Source organism: Pseudoxanthomonas sp. J31 (genome assembly GCF_000510725.1).
In the GTDB taxonomy this organism is placed as follows: domain Bacteria; phylum Pseudomonadota; class Gammaproteobacteria; order Xanthomonadales; family Xanthomonadaceae; genus Pseudoxanthomonas.
Window position 1 is genome coordinate 39,690 of sequence record NZ_AZNZ01000013.1, and the last position, 15,772, is coordinate 55,461.

Genomic DNA, 15,772 nt, shown 5'->3' on the forward strand with positions numbered 1-15,772 from the left:
ACCGCGGGCCCCATTGGCCGCGGAACCTGGCCTCCCCCTGGCCTGCATACGCAGGTCGGGACAGGGGTCCAAAGGGGGTTCGGATGTACCGAACAATTGGCAGGCTGGTTCCGTTCCAAACCAGCAGCCATGCGGTCGAATGTGGCGCCGTGACGGGGGTCGCGGCTGCAACGACCTCCACCTGGTGACCTGCTGGCCGTGGCCGCGTCCCGGGGGGAGGGACGCGGCCACGGTGATTTACAGTCCCGGCCGTGACCGGCCGGTGTAGGGTTGGGCCATGGCCCGCAAGACTTCCGCCCCGTCTCCCGGCCCGGTCCGCTTCCGGGCCCGCCTGGCCCGGCCCCTGCGCCCGGCCGATGCCGACTGGACCTTCCTCGTCCTGCCCGCCGCCGCCAGTGCCCGCCTGCCCAGCCGTGGCCAGGTAAGCGTGGCCGGCACCTTCGCCGGACAACCCTTCCAGGCCACCCTGCAGCCGGACGGGAAGGGCGGCCACTGGCTGAAGGTGGAGCCGGCCCTGGCCGCGGCGGCCGGGGTCGCGGCCGGGCAGGAGGTCGCGCTGGAGATCGCCCCGCTGGAGCAGGAGCCGGAACCCGAAGTGCCGGAGGACCTGGAGCGCGCGCTGGCCGCGCAGTCGCGGGCGCTGGCCACCTGGCGCGACATCACCGCGGCGGCGCGCCGCGACTGGATCCACTGGATCAGCTCGGGCAAGAAGGCCGAGACCCGCGCCCGCCGCATCGCCAGCGCCTGCGACATGCTGGCCAAGGGCAAGCGGCGGGCCTGCTGCTTCGACCGATCCGGGATCTACAGCAAGGCCTTCGCCGCGCCCGAACCGGCGCCCTGAGCGGAGGCGGGCGCGCGCCGGTCGCCGCTGGCGGGGTTCCGTCGGCGCATTCCCGGTTCCGTCGCAGCGCGCTTGCGGCTCCGTCCGCGGCCGCCGAGGCTTGCCTGGCATGACCGAGGAGGACTGCCGCCGATGAACACCCTGTTCGCGCTTGCCGCCTGGTGCCTGCTGCTGGTCCTGTGCTGGCCGCTGGCGATCCTGGCCCTGTTGCTGTGGCCGCTGGTGTGGCTGCTGTCGCTGCCGCTGCGGCTGGTGGGCATCACCTGCTCGGCCCTGTTCGAGCTGCTGCGCGCGCTGCTGATGCTGCCGGCCCGGCTGCTGGGCGGCGGGCGGCGCGGGGCCGTGGTTCGGGATTGCTGATTGGTGCCTGCAAGGCCCTGTCCCGCCGCCATGTGGTGCAAAAAGGCCCGGCTTTCGCCGGGCCTTCCTGCTTCCCGGGCCGGGGTCAGGCCTGCTTGCGCGAGGCGATCCAGGCGTCGACGCGACGCTCCAGCAGGTCCAGCGGCATCGCGCCGCCGCCCAGCACCGCGTCGTGGAAGCCGCGGATGTCGAAGCGCTCGCCCAGTGCCTCCTCGGCCTTCCGCCGCAGCTGCTGGATGCGGATCATGCCGACCTTGTACGCGGTGGCCTGGCCGGGCATCACCAGGTAGCGCTGGATCTCCGAGCGGATCGCCGCGTCCGGCACCGAGCTGTTGGCGCGGAAGTATTCCACCGCCTGTTCCTCGGTCCAGCCCTTGGCGTGCATGCCGGTATCCACCACCAGGCGGATCGCGCGCCACATCTCCGACATCAGCCGGCCGTACTCCGAATACGGATCCTCGTAGGTGCCCGGCATCTCCTTGGCCAGCCATTCCGCGTACAGGCCCCAGCCCTCGGCGTAGGCGGTGTCGAACATCTGGGTGCGGAACTGCGGCACCCCGGTCAGCTCCTGGGCGATGGAGATCTGCATGTGGTGGCCGGGCAGGCCCTCGTGGTACGCGATCACCTCCAGCTCGGTCCTGGGCATGGAGTTCATGTCCGACAGGTGCGCGTAGTAGATGCCCGGGCGCGAGCCGTCCGGGGTGCCGGGGTAGTAGTGCTGGGCGGCGCCGTCCTGCTCGCGGAACGCCTCCACGCGCTTGACCACCAGGTCGGCCTTGGGCAGCAGGCCGAAGTACTCCGGCAGGTGCTGCTTGATGTTCCCGATCTTGGCGGTGGCGTCATCGATGTAGGCCTGGCGGCCGGCGTCGGTGTTCGGGTACAGCCGCTTGGGATCGGACTGCACCTGCCGGAAGAACGCCTGCAGGTCGCCCTCGATGCCCAGCTGCTTCTGTACCTGCTCCAGCTCGCCGCGCAGGCGCGCGACCTCGGCCAGGCCCAGCTCGTGGATCTGCTCGGCGGTCATGTCGGTGGAGGTGTGGCGCTTGAGCTGGGCGGCGTAATAGGCCGCGCCGTCCGGATGGGTCTGGCCGACGCCGGTGGGGTTGACCAGGGCGTTGGGCAGCTCGGCCTCGGCGAAGGCGATCACCCGCTCGTAGGCCGGCTTCACCGACTCCAGCAGGGCGGCGCGCGCCTGCTGCTTGAGCTCACCGGCGCGGGCGGCGTCGATCTTCCCGGCCTGGACCAGGGCATCGGCCTTGGCCTGGGCGTCGGCCCACAGCGCGCTGTCGGCGCCGGCGCCGAACGGCGCGCCGGTGATCACCTTGCGCGACTGGTCGATCACGCCCTCCAGCGCGAACCGCGGCGGGCGGATGCCGGCGGCGGCCGAGGCGCGGGAGCGCTCCAGCAGCTGGTCGAAGGCCACGCCCACCTTCTGCAGGCGCGAGACGTAGGCCAGGTAGTCCTGCTCCTCGTCGACCTTGTGGAAGCCGATCAGGAAGGTCGGCAGTTCGCTCTGGCGGCCGCCCATCTGCTCGAACGGATAGTCGTGCGCCAGGTACTGCAGCTCGACCCGGGCGCGCTCGGCCTGCTTCTTCCACAGGTCCCAGGACAGCTGCGCCTCCGGGTCCAGGCGCGCGTAGTCGAACTGCGATTCCATCTCGCGCACCGAGGCCTCCAGCCACTCCACGCGCTGGCGCAGGCCGGCCTCGGACATGTCGTCGAGCTGGTTGTACAGCTCCTTGCGGCCGAGGAAGGTCAGCTGCATCGGGCTGAAGCGCAGCGCCTCCTCGTACTTGGCGTCGAACCAGGCATTGAGGCGCTGGGTCTCGGCCTGGACGGCCGCCGCGTCCGGCGCGGCGGCCTGGGAGGTGCCGGCGTTGCCGGTGTCTCCCTGGCTGCAGGCGGTCAGGGCCAGCGGCAGGGCGAGGCCGAGGGCGATGGCGAGGGTGCTGCGGGCAAGGGCAGGACGCACGGGACAACTCTCCGGAAGTGGGGACAACCGCCGCATTCTGCTGCATGCGGGGGGCGCGCCGCACCGTGGCCCTGGTCATGGCGGAGCGACGGCGATCACGCGCCCCGGGACCTGTGGCATATGCCGCGCCGGCGGCGGCTGCCCACAATCGCGCCGGCCCGTGCCGAACCGGAACCGCCCATGCATCGTGCCGCCCTCCTCCTGCTTGGTTGCCTTGCCGCCTGGATCCCCGCCGCCGCGGTGGAGGACTGCGCCGACCACGCGGCCTACGCCCCGGGGCGCGAACTGCTCGCCGAGCTGGAGCGCATCGTCGCGCCGGAAGGCGTGCAGGAGGCGTACGAAGTGCCGGTCAACGGCGTGCGCCACTGGGTCCACGTGCGCGGCCAGGACCGCGCCAACCCGCTGCTGCTGTTCGTGCACGGCGGGCCTGCCTCGCCGGTGATCCCGACCCTGTGGCAGTTCCAGCGCCCGCTGGAGGAGTACTTCACCGTCGTCCACTACGACCAGCGCGGCGCCGGCCGCACCTTCCGGCTCAACCCGCCGGAGGCGATCGACGGCACCCTGCGCATCCAGCAGTACGTGGACGACGCCATCGCCCTGGCCGAGCACCTGCGCCAGCGCTACGGCAAGCGCAAGCTGGTGCTGGCCGGGCACAGCTGGGGCACGGTGGTCGGCATGCACGCCGCGCTGCAGCGGCCGGACCTGTTCCATGTCTACGTCGGCATCGGCCAGGTGATCCATGCCCGGACCAACGAACGCCTGAGCTTCGAGTACGGCCTGGCCCGCGCCCGCGCCGAGGGCAATGCCGCGGCGGTGGCGGAGATGGAGGCGATCGCCCCCTATCCCGGCGACGCGCCGCTGACCCGCGAGCGCATCGTCACCGCGCGCAAGTGGGCGCAGCACTACGGCGGGCTCAGCGCGTTCCGCGACAACTCGCGCTGGTTCTTCCACGGCGCCCTGCTGTCGCCGGACTACGACGACGCCGACCGCTGCGCGATCGACGCCGGCAGCCTGTTCACCCTGGGCCGGGTGCTGGAGGAGTTCCTGCAGGTCGATTTCCGCGGCGTGCGCGAGTTCCCGCTCCCGGTGGTGATGTTCATGGGCCGCCACGACTACACCACGCCCTCGCAGCCCACGGAGGAATGGCTGCGGCAGGTGCGCGCGCCCTACCGCCACGGCGAGTGGTTCGAGCGCTCCGCGCACCTGGTCCCGTGGGAGGAACCCGGCCATGCCCTGGTGGCGCTGCTGCAGCACGTGCGCCCGCTGGCGGTCGCCGGCGAGGAGGGCGGTGCCAATGACGGCGCCGGCGTCGGCTCCGTGCGCTGAGGCTCAGGCGCCGGCGGGTGCCGGCGCGCGCTGCGCGCTCTCCAGCCAGGCGCGCACCGCTTCGGCCGGCATCGGCCGCGCGAACAGGTAGCCCTGCATCAGGTTGCCGCCCAGCTCGCGCAACACCGCCAGCTCCTCGCGCGTCTCCACCCCCTCGATCACGCAGCCCAGCTCCATGTCGCGGCTCAGCGCCAGCAGCGAGCGCACGATCTTCATGCTGGTGGGCTTGTCCGGGATGCCGGTGACGAAGCGGCGGTCGATCTTGATCTTGGTCAGCGGCAGCGCCAGCAGCTGGCTGAGGCTGGAGAAGCCGGTGCCGAAGTCGTCCAGCGACACGCCGCAGCCCAGCCCGCGCAGCTGCCCGGTCGCGCGCTGCAGCTGGGCGGTGTCGTGCAGCACCGCCGTCTCGGTGATCTCCATGTCGATCCGCGCCGGGTGCACGCCGCTGAGCTCGATCAGCTCCAGCAGCCGCGCCAGGTCCTCGCCCGAACCCAGGTCGTGCATCGACAGGTTGAACGACAACCCCACCGGTTCCGGCCAGTGCGCGGCCTCGGCCAGGGCCTTGCCCAGCAGGATGCGGGTGATCCGGTGCACCAGGCCGGCGCGCTCGGCCACCGGGATGAAGTCCGCCGGCGAGACCGGGCCCAGTTGCGGGTGGGTCCAGCGCGCCAGCGCCTCGAACGCCAGCGCCTTGCCGGTGGCCATGCACATGATCGGCTGGAACGCGACCGACAGCTGCGCCTCCAGGTCGGCGTTGCGCAGCGCCTGCTCGATCGCTGCCTCGTGCTGGATGCGGTGGTGGTGGTCGGCCGAGAACAGGCTTACTCCGCCCCGGTGCTGGCGCTTGCCGTGGTACAGGGCGTAGTCGGCGCGCTCGTACAGGTCCTCGGCATGGCCGGCCAGGTCCGGGTACAGCACCAGGCCCATGGTGGCGGTTACCTGCAGCGCCATGTCCTGCAGCTGGAACGGCTCGCGCAGCTGCGCGCAGACGTGGCGGGCGAAGGCCACGTAGGCGGCGTCGTCGCCCAGGTCCTCGGCGATCAGCGCGAACTCGTCGCCGCCCAGGCGCGCCAGGTGCACGCGGCCGTCGGCCAGCTTGGCCAGGCGCCGGCCGACCTGGCGCAGCAGGCGGTCGCCGGCCAGGTGGCCGTGCAGGTCGTTGATCGGCTTGAACCCGTCCAGGTCGATGATGCCCACCGCCAGGCGCGTGCCATTGGCGTCGGCGCGCGCGCAGGCCTCGGTGAGCGTGGCGAAGAAGGCGCGCCGGTTGGGCAGCCGGGTGAGGCTGTCGATGTTGGCCAGGCGCAGGTTCTCCGCGCCCAGCCGCTCGGCGTGCAGGCGCGCGCCGACCAGGGCGGTGAAGCGCCGGTACTGGCGCAGCAGGGTGGAGACCACGCCGAAGGTCATCAGCGCCACGCCCAGGGCCATGGCCACGAAGGTCGGCTCCCCGGTGGTGGCGAAGAACAGGATGAAGCCGCCGTTGAAGATGATCGCCACCCCCAGCATCGCCGGGCGCAGGTGCATCATGTACAGCTGGATCACGGTGGCGGACGTGGCCATGTAGAAGGCCACGTGCGAGCGCGCGTAGGCGTCCCCGTACGGGAACAGGGCCAGCGCCCAGAGGGTGAACGCCAGCGCCAGCGGCCAGGCCAGGCGGGTGCTCCAGACCAGCGCGCGGCGGGCCTGGGCCGGGTCCGGGACCTGGCCGCGCCCGCGCCACCACTGCGCGAAGCGGACCAGGCAGCTGAGGGTCAGCAGCGCCGGCGCGCCCACGGTCAGCCAGGGCGGGGCGTGGGCCATGTGGGTCCAGGCCAGCAGCCAGGTATTGGCGACCAGCAGCGCGTACATGAGCGGGAGTTGGCCGGCGAACGCGCGGTACTGCGCCTTCAGCAACGCCGGGTCACCCGACGTCACTGGGATCAGCTCCCGCAGCCTGGCGATGGGTCCTGCTGGCGGCATGTGGCTCCCGGCCTCGGGCCCCCGCGCGCCGCGACCGCTCGGCGAGGGCGTGTGGTCCCCGGATAGAACGGCGGCAGCCGGAAAAAGTTGAGCGGGGCGGGGCGGCGGCCGGTCGGGTACGATTTCCACCTCCCCCGGACCGTATCGCCGCCCATGACTTCCAGTTCCCCCACCCCCGCCGTCACCCGGGAGCAGGCCGAGGAGGCCGTGCGCACCCTGCTGCGCTGGGCGGGCGAGGACCCCGGCCGCGAGGGCCTGCTGGATACCCCGCGGCGGGTGGCCGAGGCCTATGGCGACTGGTTCAGCGGCTACCGCGAGGACCCGCGCGAGTACCTGGCCCGCACCTTCGAGGAGGTGGCCGGCTACGACGAGATGATCGTGCTGCGCGACATCGAGTACGAAAGCCACTGCGAGCACCACATGGCCCCGATCATCGGCCGGGTCCACGTGGGCTACCTGCCGGCGGGCAAGGTCGTGGGCATCAGCAAGCTGGCCCGGGTGGTGGACGCCTACGCGCGCCGCTTCCAGGTGCAGGAGAAGATGACTGCGCAGATCGCCCACACCATCCAGGACGTGCTGCAGCCGCAGGGCGTGGGCGTGGTCGTGGTCGGCGCGCACGAGTGCATGACCACCCGCGGCGTGCACAAGCGCGGGGTGAGCATGGTGACCTCGTGCATGCTCGGCAGCTTCCGCGAGGACGCGCGCACCCGCTCGGAGTTCCTGCGCTTCATCGAGGGCCGGCGCTGAGGCCATGGCCGCGCTGGAGACCCGCGACTGCCCCTGCGGCACCGGCCGGCCCTACGAGGCCTGCTGCGGCCGCTGGCACGGCGGCGAACCGGCCCCGGACGCGCTGGCGCTGATGCGCTCGCGCTACAGCGCCTACGTGCTGGGCCTGCCGGACTACCTGCGCGCCACCTGGCACCCCTCCACCCGCCCCACCGCGCTGGACCTGGACGATCCGGACGGCCTGCGCGTGGTCTGGCTGGGCCTGGCCATCAAGTCCCACCGCGCCGCCGGCGACCGCGCCGAGGTCGAGTTCGTCGCCCGCTACCGTGCCGGCGGCCGCCCCGCCGTGCGCATGACCGAGCGCAGCCGCTTCGTGCGCGAGGGCGGCCGCTGGTACTACGTCGATGGCGACGTCTCGTGAACGCGGGTCCCTCCCTCTCCGCATCCGCCTAACGCTTCCCTGACGCAGCGCTCATGGGCGCCCGGCTAGCGTGCCGCGATGGACCTGGCCACCCAAGTCGCCATCCCCGCCCGCCACTGCCAGGCCACGGCCGCCCGCTACGCCGCCGTACGTGCCGCCAGCGTGGCCCTGGCTGCGCCGCTGTCGCCCGAGGACGCCATGCTGCAGAGCATGGCCGACGCCAGCCCGGCCAAATGGCACCTGGCCCACACTACCTGGTTCTTCGAGCACTTCGTGCTGGCCCCGGCGGGCCTGGAGCCGCTGCAGCCGCACTGGCACTACCTGTTCAACAGCTACTACGACAGCGCCGGCCCGCGCCAGCCGCGGCCGCAGCGCGGGCTGCTGTCGCGGCCGTCGCTGGCTGCGGTGCTGGCTTGGCGCGAGGCGGTGGACGCGCGTGTGCTGCGCCTGCTCAAGGCCGGCACCCTGGCGCCGGCGCAGCTGCGCCGGCTGGAGCTGGGCCTGCACCACGAGCAGCAGCATCAGGAGCTGCTGCTGACCGACCTCAAGCACGCGCTGTGGAGCCAGCCGCTGCGCCCGGCCTACCGCCCGGACCTGCCGGATCCGGCCGCGCGCCCCGCCTCCGCGTTGCCGCTGCACTGGATCGGCAGCGGCGAGCAGGTGGTGGAGATCGGCGCCCCGGCCTGGCCGCAGGCGCCGGACTTCGCCTACGACAACGAGTCCCCCATGCACCGCGTGCTGCTGGCGCCGCATGCCCTGGCCAGCCGCCCGGTCAGCAATGCCGAGTACCGCCAGTTCGTCGAGGAGGGCGGTTACCGCGAGCCGCGGCTGTGGCTCAGCGACGGCTGGGCACGGGTGCAGGCCGAGGGCTGGGAGCGCCCGCTGTACTGGGAGCCGGACCTGGAGCAGGCCTTCACCCTGGGCGGCCTGCGCGCGCTGGCCCCGCACGCGCCGGTCTGCCACCTCAGCTATTACGAGGCCGACGCCTTCGCCCGCTGGGCCGGCGCGCGCCTGCCGACCGAGGCCGAATGGGAACACGCCGCGCGCCAGCTGCCGCCGGACGGGCACTTCGCCGACGACGGCGTGCTGGAGCCGTGCCCGCCATCGGCCGGGGCCGGCCAGGGGCCGCTGCAGCTGTACGGCGATGCCTGGGAATGGACCGCCAGCGCCTACCTGGCCTACCCCGGCTTCCGCCCGTGGCAGGACGACACCGGCGAGTACAACGCCAAGTTCATGAGCGGCCAGTTCGTGCTGCGCGGCGGCAGCTGCGCCACCCCGCGCGGCCACGTCCGCGCCAGCTACCGCAACTTCTTCCCGCCGCACGCGCGCTGGCAGTTCTCCGGGCTGCGCCTGGCCCGCGACCTGGCGCGCAGCTGAGCGGAGCCCTGATGCCGCCCGCCGCGCTCGCCGCCAATCCCGTGCCCGCCGGGCCGACCCTGCGCGAGGACGTGCTGGCCGGGCTTTCGGCACGGCCGCGGCGGCTGCCGTCCAAGTACTTCTACGACGCCCGCGGCTCGGCCCTGTTCGAGGCCATCACCCGGCAGCCGGAGTACTACCTCACCCGGGTCGAGCTGGCCCTGCTGGCCACGCACATGCCAGGCATCGCGGCGGCGGTCGGCGCCGGCGTGCACGTGGTCGAGTACGGCAGTGGCAGCGGCCTGAAGACCGAGCGCCTGCTGGCCGGCTGCGCGCGCCGCTGGCCTACACCCCGGTGGAGATCTCGCCGGCGGCGCTGGAAGCCTGCGTGGCGCGCCTGCGCCCGCGCTTCCCCGGGGTGGCGATGCTGCCGCTGCAGGCCGACTTCACCCGCCCGCTGCGCTTGCCGCCGCCACCGCGCGCGCCGGCCCGCACCCTGGTGTTCTTCCCCGGCTCGACCCTGGGCAACTTCGTCGAGGCCGAGGCGGTGCGGCTGCTGGCTGCGATGCGCGAGACCATCGGCCGCGACGGGCGCGCGCTGGTGGGCATCGACCTGGTCAAGGACCCGGCGCTGGTCGAGGCCGCGTACAACGACGCCGCCGGGGTCACCGCCGAGTTCACCCTCAACCTGCTGGTGCGGCTCAACCGCGAGCTGGCCGCGGACTTCGACCTGTCCGGCTTCGCCCATGACGCGCGCTACGTCCCGCAGCGCGAGCGCATCGAGACCCGCCTGGTGAGCCTGCGGCCGCAGCGGGTGCACGTGGCCGGCCTGGCGTTCGACTTCGCCGAGGGCGAGGCGATCGAGGTCGAGTACAGCCACAAGTACACCGACCGGGGCTTCTCCGCGCTGGCCGCGCGCGCTGGGCTGGAGGTGGTCGACGGCTGGGGTGGCGAGCCGGAGGGTTTCGGCCTGCGCCTGCTGCGCCAGGCCGCGCGTTGACCGAGGGCAGGCCACGTGCGCCGGGTATCATGCAGCGGATTCCACGTTCGCATACCGCATGAGCCGAGCGACGTCCCGCATCCGCCTGGTCCTGTGCTGCCTGCTGGCAACCGCCTGCAGCGGGCCGGAGGCGCGTGCGCCGTTGCCGGACGCGGCGCCCGCCCCTCCCACAGCGACCGCTACCACCGTGACCAGTCCCACCGTCTTCGGCATGCCTCCCGACTTCGCCGCCTGGCAGCAGTCGCCCGCCACTACCGCCAGCGACACGGCCATCGATGTACCTGGCGTACGCCTGGGCCGGTTCGAGGGCCTGGACGCGGTGCTGGTGGAAACCCCGCACGCCAGCGCGGCGATCGCGCTGTTCGGCGGCCAGGTGCTGTCGTACGTGCCGCGCGGCGGCCAGGACGTGTTCTGGCTGTCGCCGCTGCGCGCGGAGCTGCCCACGCCGATCCGCGGTGGCACCCCGGTGTGCTGGCCGTTCTTCGGCCGCCAGGGCCAGGGCAACGACGTGCCCTCGCATGGCTTCGTGCGCACCCTGCCGTGGCGCCTGGTGGCGGCACGCGCGGCGGACGATGGCATCACCGTGGTGCTGGAGCCGCCGGCGCTGCAGGGCCTTGACCTGCGCCTGCGCACCGAGGTCCACGTCGGCCGCCACCTGCGCCAGGCGCTGCTGACCACCAACGCCGGCAGCGCGCCGGTGGTCTTCACCGAGGCGCTGCACAACTACTTCCGCGTCGCCGACGTGGAGCAGGTACGGGTCGAGGGCCTGGACGGGCGCACCTACCTGGACAAGAACGACGGCTACCGCGCCCACGCCCAGCACGGCGACTGGATCCTGGCCGATCCGCGCGACCCCGGCCGCAGCGACCGCACCTATCCCGCCGCCGGCGGCCGCTACCGCCTGGTCGATCCGGGCCTGGGCCGCGCGATCGAACTGCAGGTGGAGGGCGGTCGCAGCGCGGTGGTGTGGAATCCCGGCGCGCAGGCGGCGGCGAAGATGGCCGACGTCGGCCCGCACTGGCGCCAGTTCCTGTGCGTGGAGGCGGCCAATGCCGGACCGGACCTGGTCGCTCTGGCGCCCGGGCAGGCGCACGCGCTGGTGCAGACCATCGCCGTGCAGCCGCTTTGACCGGGGCCGGCCGCGTGCGTGCCTGCGTGGTTGTCGGCACCCATCGCCGCGCGCCCGCGCGGCGTCTGCCCGATAATGCGCGCCTGTCTCCAGCCGGCCACCCCGCGTGAGTCCAATCGCTTCCCACCGGCGCACGGCCGCGCTGGTCTTCATCTTCGTCACCGTGCTGATCGACGTGCTGTCGTTCGGCGTGATCATCCCGGTGCTGCCGCACCTGGTGCAGGAGTTCACCGGTGGCGACCTTGCGGCCGCGGCGCACTGGGTCGGCATCTTCGGCATGGTGTTTGCCGCGGTGCAGTTCCTGTCCACCCCGGTGCAGGGCGCGTTGTCGGACCGCTACGGCCGGCGTCCGGTGATCCTGGTCTCGTGCCTGGGCCTGGGCCTGGACTTCGTGGTCATGGCCCTGTCCACCTCGCTGGGCATGCTGCTGGTGGCGCGCATCATCTCCGGCGTGGCCTCGGCCAGCTTCACCACCGCCAACGCCTACATTGCCGACGTGACCCCGCCCGAGCGCAGGGCCAGGAGCTACGGCATGATTGGCGCCGCCTTCGGCCTGGGCTTCGTGGTCGGGCCGATGATCGGCGGCTGGCTGGGCGGGATCGACCTGCGCCTGCCGTTCTGGTTCGCCGCCGGGCTGGCGCTGCTGAACTTCCTCTACGGCGTGTTCGTGCTGCCCGAATCGCTGCCGCCGGAACGGCGCACGGCGCGCTTCGACCTGGCCCATGCCAACCCGTTCGGGGCGATGGTGCTGCTGCGCAGCTACCCGCAGGTGTTCGGCCTGGCCGCGGTGGTGCTGCTGGCCAACCTGGCGCACTACGTCTATCCCAGCGTGTTCGTGCTGTTCGCCGAGTACCGTTTCGCCTGGGGCCCGCGCGAAGTGGGCTGGGTGCTGGCCGGCGTGGGCGTGATGAGCATCATCGTCAACGCCCTGCTGGTCGGGCGCGTGGTGCGCGGCCTGGGCGAGCGCACCACGCTGCTGCTGGGCCTGGGCTGTGGCGTGACCGGTTTCGCGATCTACGGCTTTGCCGGCACGCCCTGGCTGTTCCTGCTGGCGCTGCCGGTCAGCGCACTGTGGGCGCTGGCCTCGCCGGCCACGCAGGCGCTGATCACCCGCCAGGTCGGGCCGGAAGCCCAAGGCCGCATCCAGGGCGCGCTGATGAGCCTGGTGAGCCTGGCCGGCATCGTCGGCCCGGTCCTGTTCACCAGCGTGTTCGCGCTGTTCATCGGCGAGCGCGCACCGGCGCACCTGCCGGGCGCGCCGTGGCTGCTGGCGGCGCTGCTGCTGGGCGCGGCGTTCGCGGTCGGCTGGCGTTACGCGCGCCCGCCTGCGGAATAAGCGGCGCGGCCACCCGAAGGTGGCCACGCCGGTGGATCAGTCGTTCTCGACGTTGAGGATGCGGCCATCCTTCGGGTCGACGCGCAGCTCGACCTTCTGCCCGTCCTTGCGCTCACCCTCCGCCTTCCAGATGCCGTCGTCGAAGTCCACGTCGTGGATCTTCGAGTAGCCGGCGGCGGCCAGGCGCGCCTTCACGTCCTCGGCGCTGAGGCTGGACACCTGGTCATCGGCATGGATGCGGCCCTCGGCGTCCACCCGCACGTCGACCCGCTTGCCGTCGGCGCTGGTGGCGTCGGCTTCCCACATGCCGTCGTCGAACTCCACGTCGTTGATCCGGGTGTAGCCGGCGCTGGCCAGCAGCGCGCGTACCTGGACCTCGGTCAGGGCCTGGCTGGCGGCCTGCTGGCGCTCGGCGCCCGGTGCATTGGCCGGCTTGGCCTGGTCGGTCTGCTGGGCGGTGGCCGGCAGCGCCAGCGCCAGGGCGACCATCGCGGGGAAGTAAAGGCGGGCGGTACGCTTCATCGCAGTCTCCTGCTTCGGGTGTGGCTGCACCCTGCCGCGCCGCGGCTCAGTGGCGGGTGAACGGCACGGTTCTGGCGCCGCCGGCGTTCAGCGCGGTGAACGCGTCGTGGCCCGCGCTGCTTTTGCTAGGCTGCACCCCATGGATGGAACCACCCCGCTTTCCGACGGCCCCGGCGCCGCGCCCGGCCGGCCGCGCGAGGACGCCGCGTGGCGCACCCTGCAGGCTGCCACCGCCGGCCTGCACGCGCAGGTCGAGTCGGTGCCGCTGATGGCGGCGTTGATGTCGCCGGCGGTCGACGAGGGCATCGTGGCCGAGGTGCTGCAGGCGCTGCTGCGCATCCACGCCGGCTGGGAACAGGCCAATGCCGCGCGCCTGCAGGCGCTGGACTGGCCCTGGCGTCCGCGTGCCGAGGGCCTGCGCTACGACCTGATGGCACTGGGGGTGCGTCCCGATACCGGGCAGGTGCCGGGACCGGTCGCGGCCTGCGAGGCCGAGGCCTGGGGCATGCTCTACGTGGTCGAGGGCTCGGCCCTGGGCGGGCAACTGATCGCCCGCCACCTGCGCGCGCATCTGCCCGGGGTGGGCGCCGCGGTGCGCCACTTCGAATCCGCCGAAGGCCCCGGCTGGCCGGCGTTCCGCGCGGCCTTGGAACAGGCGCTGCCCGATGCCGGCCGCCGCGCCCGTGCCGTCGCCGGCGCGCAGGCGATGTTCACCCACTTCCATGGCCAGCTGGCCCGCAACAGCGTCGTCCACGACGACGCAGGAACCGTTCCCGCATGAGCCTTGCCCCCGAAGCGCCGGACCTCGACGCCTGCGCGCGCGAGCCGATCCACATCCCCGGTTCGATCCAGCCGCACGGCATCCTGCTGGTGGTCGACCCGGCCGACGGCCGCGTGCTGCAGGCCAGCGCCAATGCCGCCGCCGAGCTGCTCGGCGGCCAGGGCCAGGTGCAGGGCCAGCGCTGGGAAGAACTGCTGCAGCTGGCGCCGGCGCAGGCCGCGGCGCTGCGCCCGGTGGAGCAGGCGGTGCACCTGGCGCATGCGCCGTGCACCGTGGTGCGCACCGGCCTGTCGCGTTGGACCGCCGCCTGGCACCTGTACCCGCAGCGCTGGCTGCTGGAACTGGAACCGGCCCAGGGCGCGCAGTCCCTGGCGCTGGGCGATGCCCTGCGCGCGCAGCGCGAGATCGACCGCGCCCCGGACATCGCCGAGGCCGCGCGCCACGCCGCCGCCGAAATCCGCGCGCTGGCCGGCTACGACCGGGTGATGGTCTACCGCTTCGACGAGGAATGGCACGGCGACGTGATCGCCGAGGTGCGCCGTCCCGGCCTGGAGAGCTACCTGGGCCTGCACTACCCGGCCAGCGACATCCCCGCGCAGGCGCGCGCGCTGTACCTGCGTACCCGCATCCGCCAGATCGTGGACGTGGGCTACACCCCGGTGCCGGTGGAGCCGGCGCTGGACCCGCGCGACGGCCAGCCGCTGGACCTTAGCGACGCCGCCCTGCGCAGCGTCTCGCCGGTGCACTGCGAATACCTTTCGAACATGGGCGTGGCCGCGACCCTGGTCACCTCGCTGGTGGTCAACGACCGCCTGTGGGGCCTGGTCGCCTGCCACCACTACCAGCCGCGCTTCGTCGACCAGACCGTGCGTGAGGCCTGCGAGGCGGTGAGCCAGGCCCTGGCCGCGCGCGTGGGCAGCCTGGAGGCGATCGCGCGCGCGGAGGTGGAGCTGTCGCTGCTGACCGTGCGCGAGAAGCTGATCACCGCCTTCTCCGAGGCCGAGGGCTTCACCCCGGAACTGCTCACCGACCTGGCCGGCGACCTGCTGGACGTGGTCGACGCCGACGGCGTGGCGGTGTTCCATGGCGAGCAGCTCAGCCGCCTGGGCCACACCCCGGACGAGGCCGGCCTGCGCCGCATCCGCGCCGCGCTGGAGACCAGCCCCGGGGTGCGCCGCGAGACCGACCACTCCGGCATCCTGCACGTGTCCGAGATCGGCGCCCTGTTCCCCGAACTGGGCGACCTGGCGCCCGATGCCGCCGGCTTCATCTACGTGCCGCTTCAACCACAGGCGCGCAGCGCCCTGCTGTGGACCCGGCGCGAGCAGGTGCGCACGGTGAACTGGGCCGGCAACCCGCAGCTGGCCAAGCTGGAGGACATCCCCGGCCGGCTGTCGCCGCGCAAGAGCTTCGAGCTGTGGCAGGACACCGTGCGTGGCCGCTCGCGCGCCTGGTCGCCGCTGCACCTGGACTCGGCGCGCAGCCTGCGCGTGCTGATCGAGCTGATGGAGCGCAAGCGCGACCGCCAGGACCTGGTGCTGCTGGAGGCGACCCTGGCGCGCATGCGCCACGGCGTGGCCATCATCGAACGCACCGGCGAACCGCCGCGCAGCCGCCTGGTGTTCGTCAACCCGGCCTTCGCCCGCGCCAGCGGCACCGTGGCCTCGGCCGCGCTGGGCCTGGACCTGCGCGAACTCGACCCGGCGCTGGCCGCCGCGATCGCCGAAAGCGACCTGGAAGGCCGCCTGGCCAGGGGCGAACCGCTGCGCGAACTGCTGCCCCTGTGCGGCGAGGACGGCCGCCGCACGCCATGGATCTTCGAGTTCGAACCCCTGCCCGAAACCGGCGCGCACTGGCTGCTGCAGCTGCGCCCCGCCGGCGACCTGTAAGCAGGGAAGGGGAGAGGGCCAGGCTGCCGACGTCTTCCCGGGTGCGGGCGTCCACCACACCACGGATGCGCCTCCGGCCTTGTCCGGGTTACGCAAGCCAGAGCGTCGCGCCGCAACGGCGCAGGCCATGGCGACGGCCCGGACGTTCGTCGCA

At 73.0% G+C, this 15,772-nt stretch carries 13 protein-coding genes and 1 pseudogene; 11 read left to right on the forward strand and 3 right to left on the reverse strand.

The features are described 5' to 3' along the window. Positions 1-277 precede the first annotated feature (277 nt). On the forward strand, positions 278-841 hold the full coding sequence (locus PSEJ31_RS0113185) for a YdeI/OmpD-associated family protein (RefSeq protein WP_019399302.1): 564 nt from the start codon (positions 278-280) through the stop codon (positions 839-841). A gap of 132 nt (positions 842-973) precedes the next feature. Continuing rightward, on the forward strand, positions 974-1,201 hold the full coding sequence (locus tag PSEJ31_RS0113195) for a hypothetical protein (protein ID WP_019399301.1): 228 nt from the start codon (positions 974-976) through the stop codon (positions 1,199-1,201). 85 nt (positions 1,202-1,286) lie between these two features. On the opposite strand, the gene PSEJ31_RS0113200 is transcribed toward PSEJ31_RS0113195, so the two are convergent. After that, positions 1,287-3,173, reverse strand: a complete 1,887-nt coding sequence (locus PSEJ31_RS0113200) for a DUF885 domain-containing protein (RefSeq protein WP_028915719.1) — start codon at positions 3,171-3,173, stop codon at positions 1,287-1,289. 180 nt (positions 3,174-3,353) lie between these two features. Between PSEJ31_RS0113200 and PSEJ31_RS0113205 the strand changes: the two genes are divergently transcribed. Further along, positions 3,354-4,499, forward strand: a complete 1,146-nt coding sequence (locus PSEJ31_RS0113205; protein ID WP_028915720.1) for an alpha/beta hydrolase — start codon at positions 3,354-3,356, stop codon at positions 4,497-4,499. Positions 4,500-4,502: 3 nt separating this feature from the next. On the opposite strand, the gene PSEJ31_RS0113210 is transcribed toward PSEJ31_RS0113205, so the two are convergent. After that, positions 4,503-6,413, reverse strand: coding sequence for an EAL domain-containing protein (locus PSEJ31_RS0113210; RefSeq protein ID WP_232211026.1), 1,911 nt, complete (start codon positions 6,411-6,413; stop codon positions 4,503-4,505). Positions 6,414-6,611: 198 nt separating this feature from the next. Between PSEJ31_RS0113210 and folE the strand changes: the two genes are divergently transcribed. From folE to PSEJ31_RS0113240, 6 genes and pseudogenes are all read left to right on the forward strand, one after another. After that, positions 6,612-7,205, forward strand: coding sequence for a GTP cyclohydrolase I FolE (gene folE / locus PSEJ31_RS0113215; protein WP_019399297.1), 594 nt, complete (start codon positions 6,612-6,614; stop codon positions 7,203-7,205). A 4-nt stretch (positions 7,206-7,209) separates the two neighbouring features. Further along, positions 7,210-7,605: a YchJ family protein gene (locus PSEJ31_RS0113220; protein ID WP_028915722.1), complete on the forward strand. Its 396-nt coding sequence runs from the start codon at positions 7,210-7,212 to the stop codon at positions 7,603-7,605. A gap of 78 nt (positions 7,606-7,683) precedes the next feature. Further along, positions 7,684-8,982 (forward strand): ergothioneine biosynthesis protein EgtB, encoded by a 1,299-nt coding sequence (gene egtB / locus PSEJ31_RS0113225; RefSeq protein WP_028915723.1) that lies wholly within the window; start codon positions 7,684-7,686, stop codon positions 8,980-8,982. A gap of 11 nt (positions 8,983-8,993) precedes the next feature. Further along, positions 8,994-9,961 (forward strand): annotated as a pseudogene (egtD, locus tag PSEJ31_RS16090) (L-histidine N(alpha)-methyltransferase). 187 nt (positions 9,962-10,148) lie between these two features. After that, complete coding sequence (locus PSEJ31_RS0113235) at positions 10,149-11,090, forward strand: D-hexose-6-phosphate mutarotase (protein ID WP_232207930.1); 942 nt, start codon at positions 10,149-10,151, stop codon at positions 11,088-11,090. Between the two features lie 106 nt (positions 11,091-11,196). Continuing rightward, positions 11,197-12,426, forward strand: coding sequence for a tetracycline resistance MFS efflux pump (locus PSEJ31_RS0113240; RefSeq protein ID WP_028915724.1), 1,230 nt, complete (start codon positions 11,197-11,199; stop codon positions 12,424-12,426). 36 nt (positions 12,427-12,462) lie between these two features. Here PSEJ31_RS0113240 and PSEJ31_RS0113245 read toward each other — a convergent pair whose 3' ends face one another. Further along, a complete protein-coding gene (locus PSEJ31_RS0113245) occupies positions 12,463-12,948 on the reverse strand; it encodes a PepSY domain-containing protein (RefSeq protein WP_037035195.1) in 486 nt (161 codons plus the stop codon). A 139-nt stretch (positions 12,949-13,087) separates the two neighbouring features. Here PSEJ31_RS0113245 and PSEJ31_RS0113250 point away from each other — a divergent pair, with 139 nt between their 5' ends. Together PSEJ31_RS0113250 and bphP are read left to right on the forward strand one after the other, a co-directional pair. Further along, on the forward strand, positions 13,088-13,729 hold the full coding sequence (locus PSEJ31_RS0113250) for a biliverdin-producing heme oxygenase (protein WP_028915725.1): 642 nt from the start codon (positions 13,088-13,090) through the stop codon (positions 13,727-13,729). Further along, a complete protein-coding gene (gene bphP / locus PSEJ31_RS0113255) occupies positions 13,726-15,618 on the forward strand; it encodes a bacteriophytochrome BphP (protein ID WP_028915726.1) in 1,893 nt (630 codons plus the stop codon). The genes PSEJ31_RS0113250 and bphP overlap by 4 nt, the downstream gene beginning before the upstream one ends. Positions 15,619-15,772: the final 154 nt, after the last annotated feature.

What these genes read in the sequence shown, in the direction of transcription:
- PSEJ31_RS0113185 (WP_019399302.1), top strand. Translation starts at nt 278, where the DNA reads ATGGCCCGCAAGACTTCCGCCCCGTCTCCCGGCCCGGTCCGCTTCCGG.
- PSEJ31_RS0113195 (WP_019399301.1), top strand. Translation starts at nt 974, where the DNA reads ATGAACACCCTGTTCGCGCTTGCCGCCTGGTGCCTGCTGCTGGTCCTG.
- PSEJ31_RS0113205 (WP_028915720.1), top strand. Translation starts at nt 3,354, where the DNA reads ATGCATCGTGCCGCCCTCCTCCTGCTTGGTTGCCTTGCCGCCTGGATC.
- folE (WP_019399297.1), top strand. Translation starts at nt 6,612, where the DNA reads ATGACTTCCAGTTCCCCCACCCCCGCCGTCACCCGGGAGCAGGCCGAG.
- PSEJ31_RS0113220 (WP_028915722.1), top strand. Translation starts at nt 7,210, where the DNA reads ATGGCCGCGCTGGAGACCCGCGACTGCCCCTGCGGCACCGGCCGGCCC.
- egtB (WP_028915723.1), top strand. Translation starts at nt 7,684, where the DNA reads ATGGACCTGGCCACCCAAGTCGCCATCCCCGCCCGCCACTGCCAGGCC.
- PSEJ31_RS0113245 (WP_037035195.1), bottom strand. Translation starts at nt 12,948, where the DNA reads ATGAAGCGTACCGCCCGCCTTTACTTCCCCGCGATGGTCGCCCTGGCG.
- PSEJ31_RS0113250 (WP_028915725.1), top strand. Translation starts at nt 13,088, where the DNA reads ATGGATGGAACCACCCCGCTTTCCGACGGCCCCGGCGCCGCGCCCGGC.
- bphP (WP_028915726.1), top strand. Translation starts at nt 13,726, where the DNA reads ATGAGCCTTGCCCCCGAAGCGCCGGACCTCGACGCCTGCGCGCGCGAG.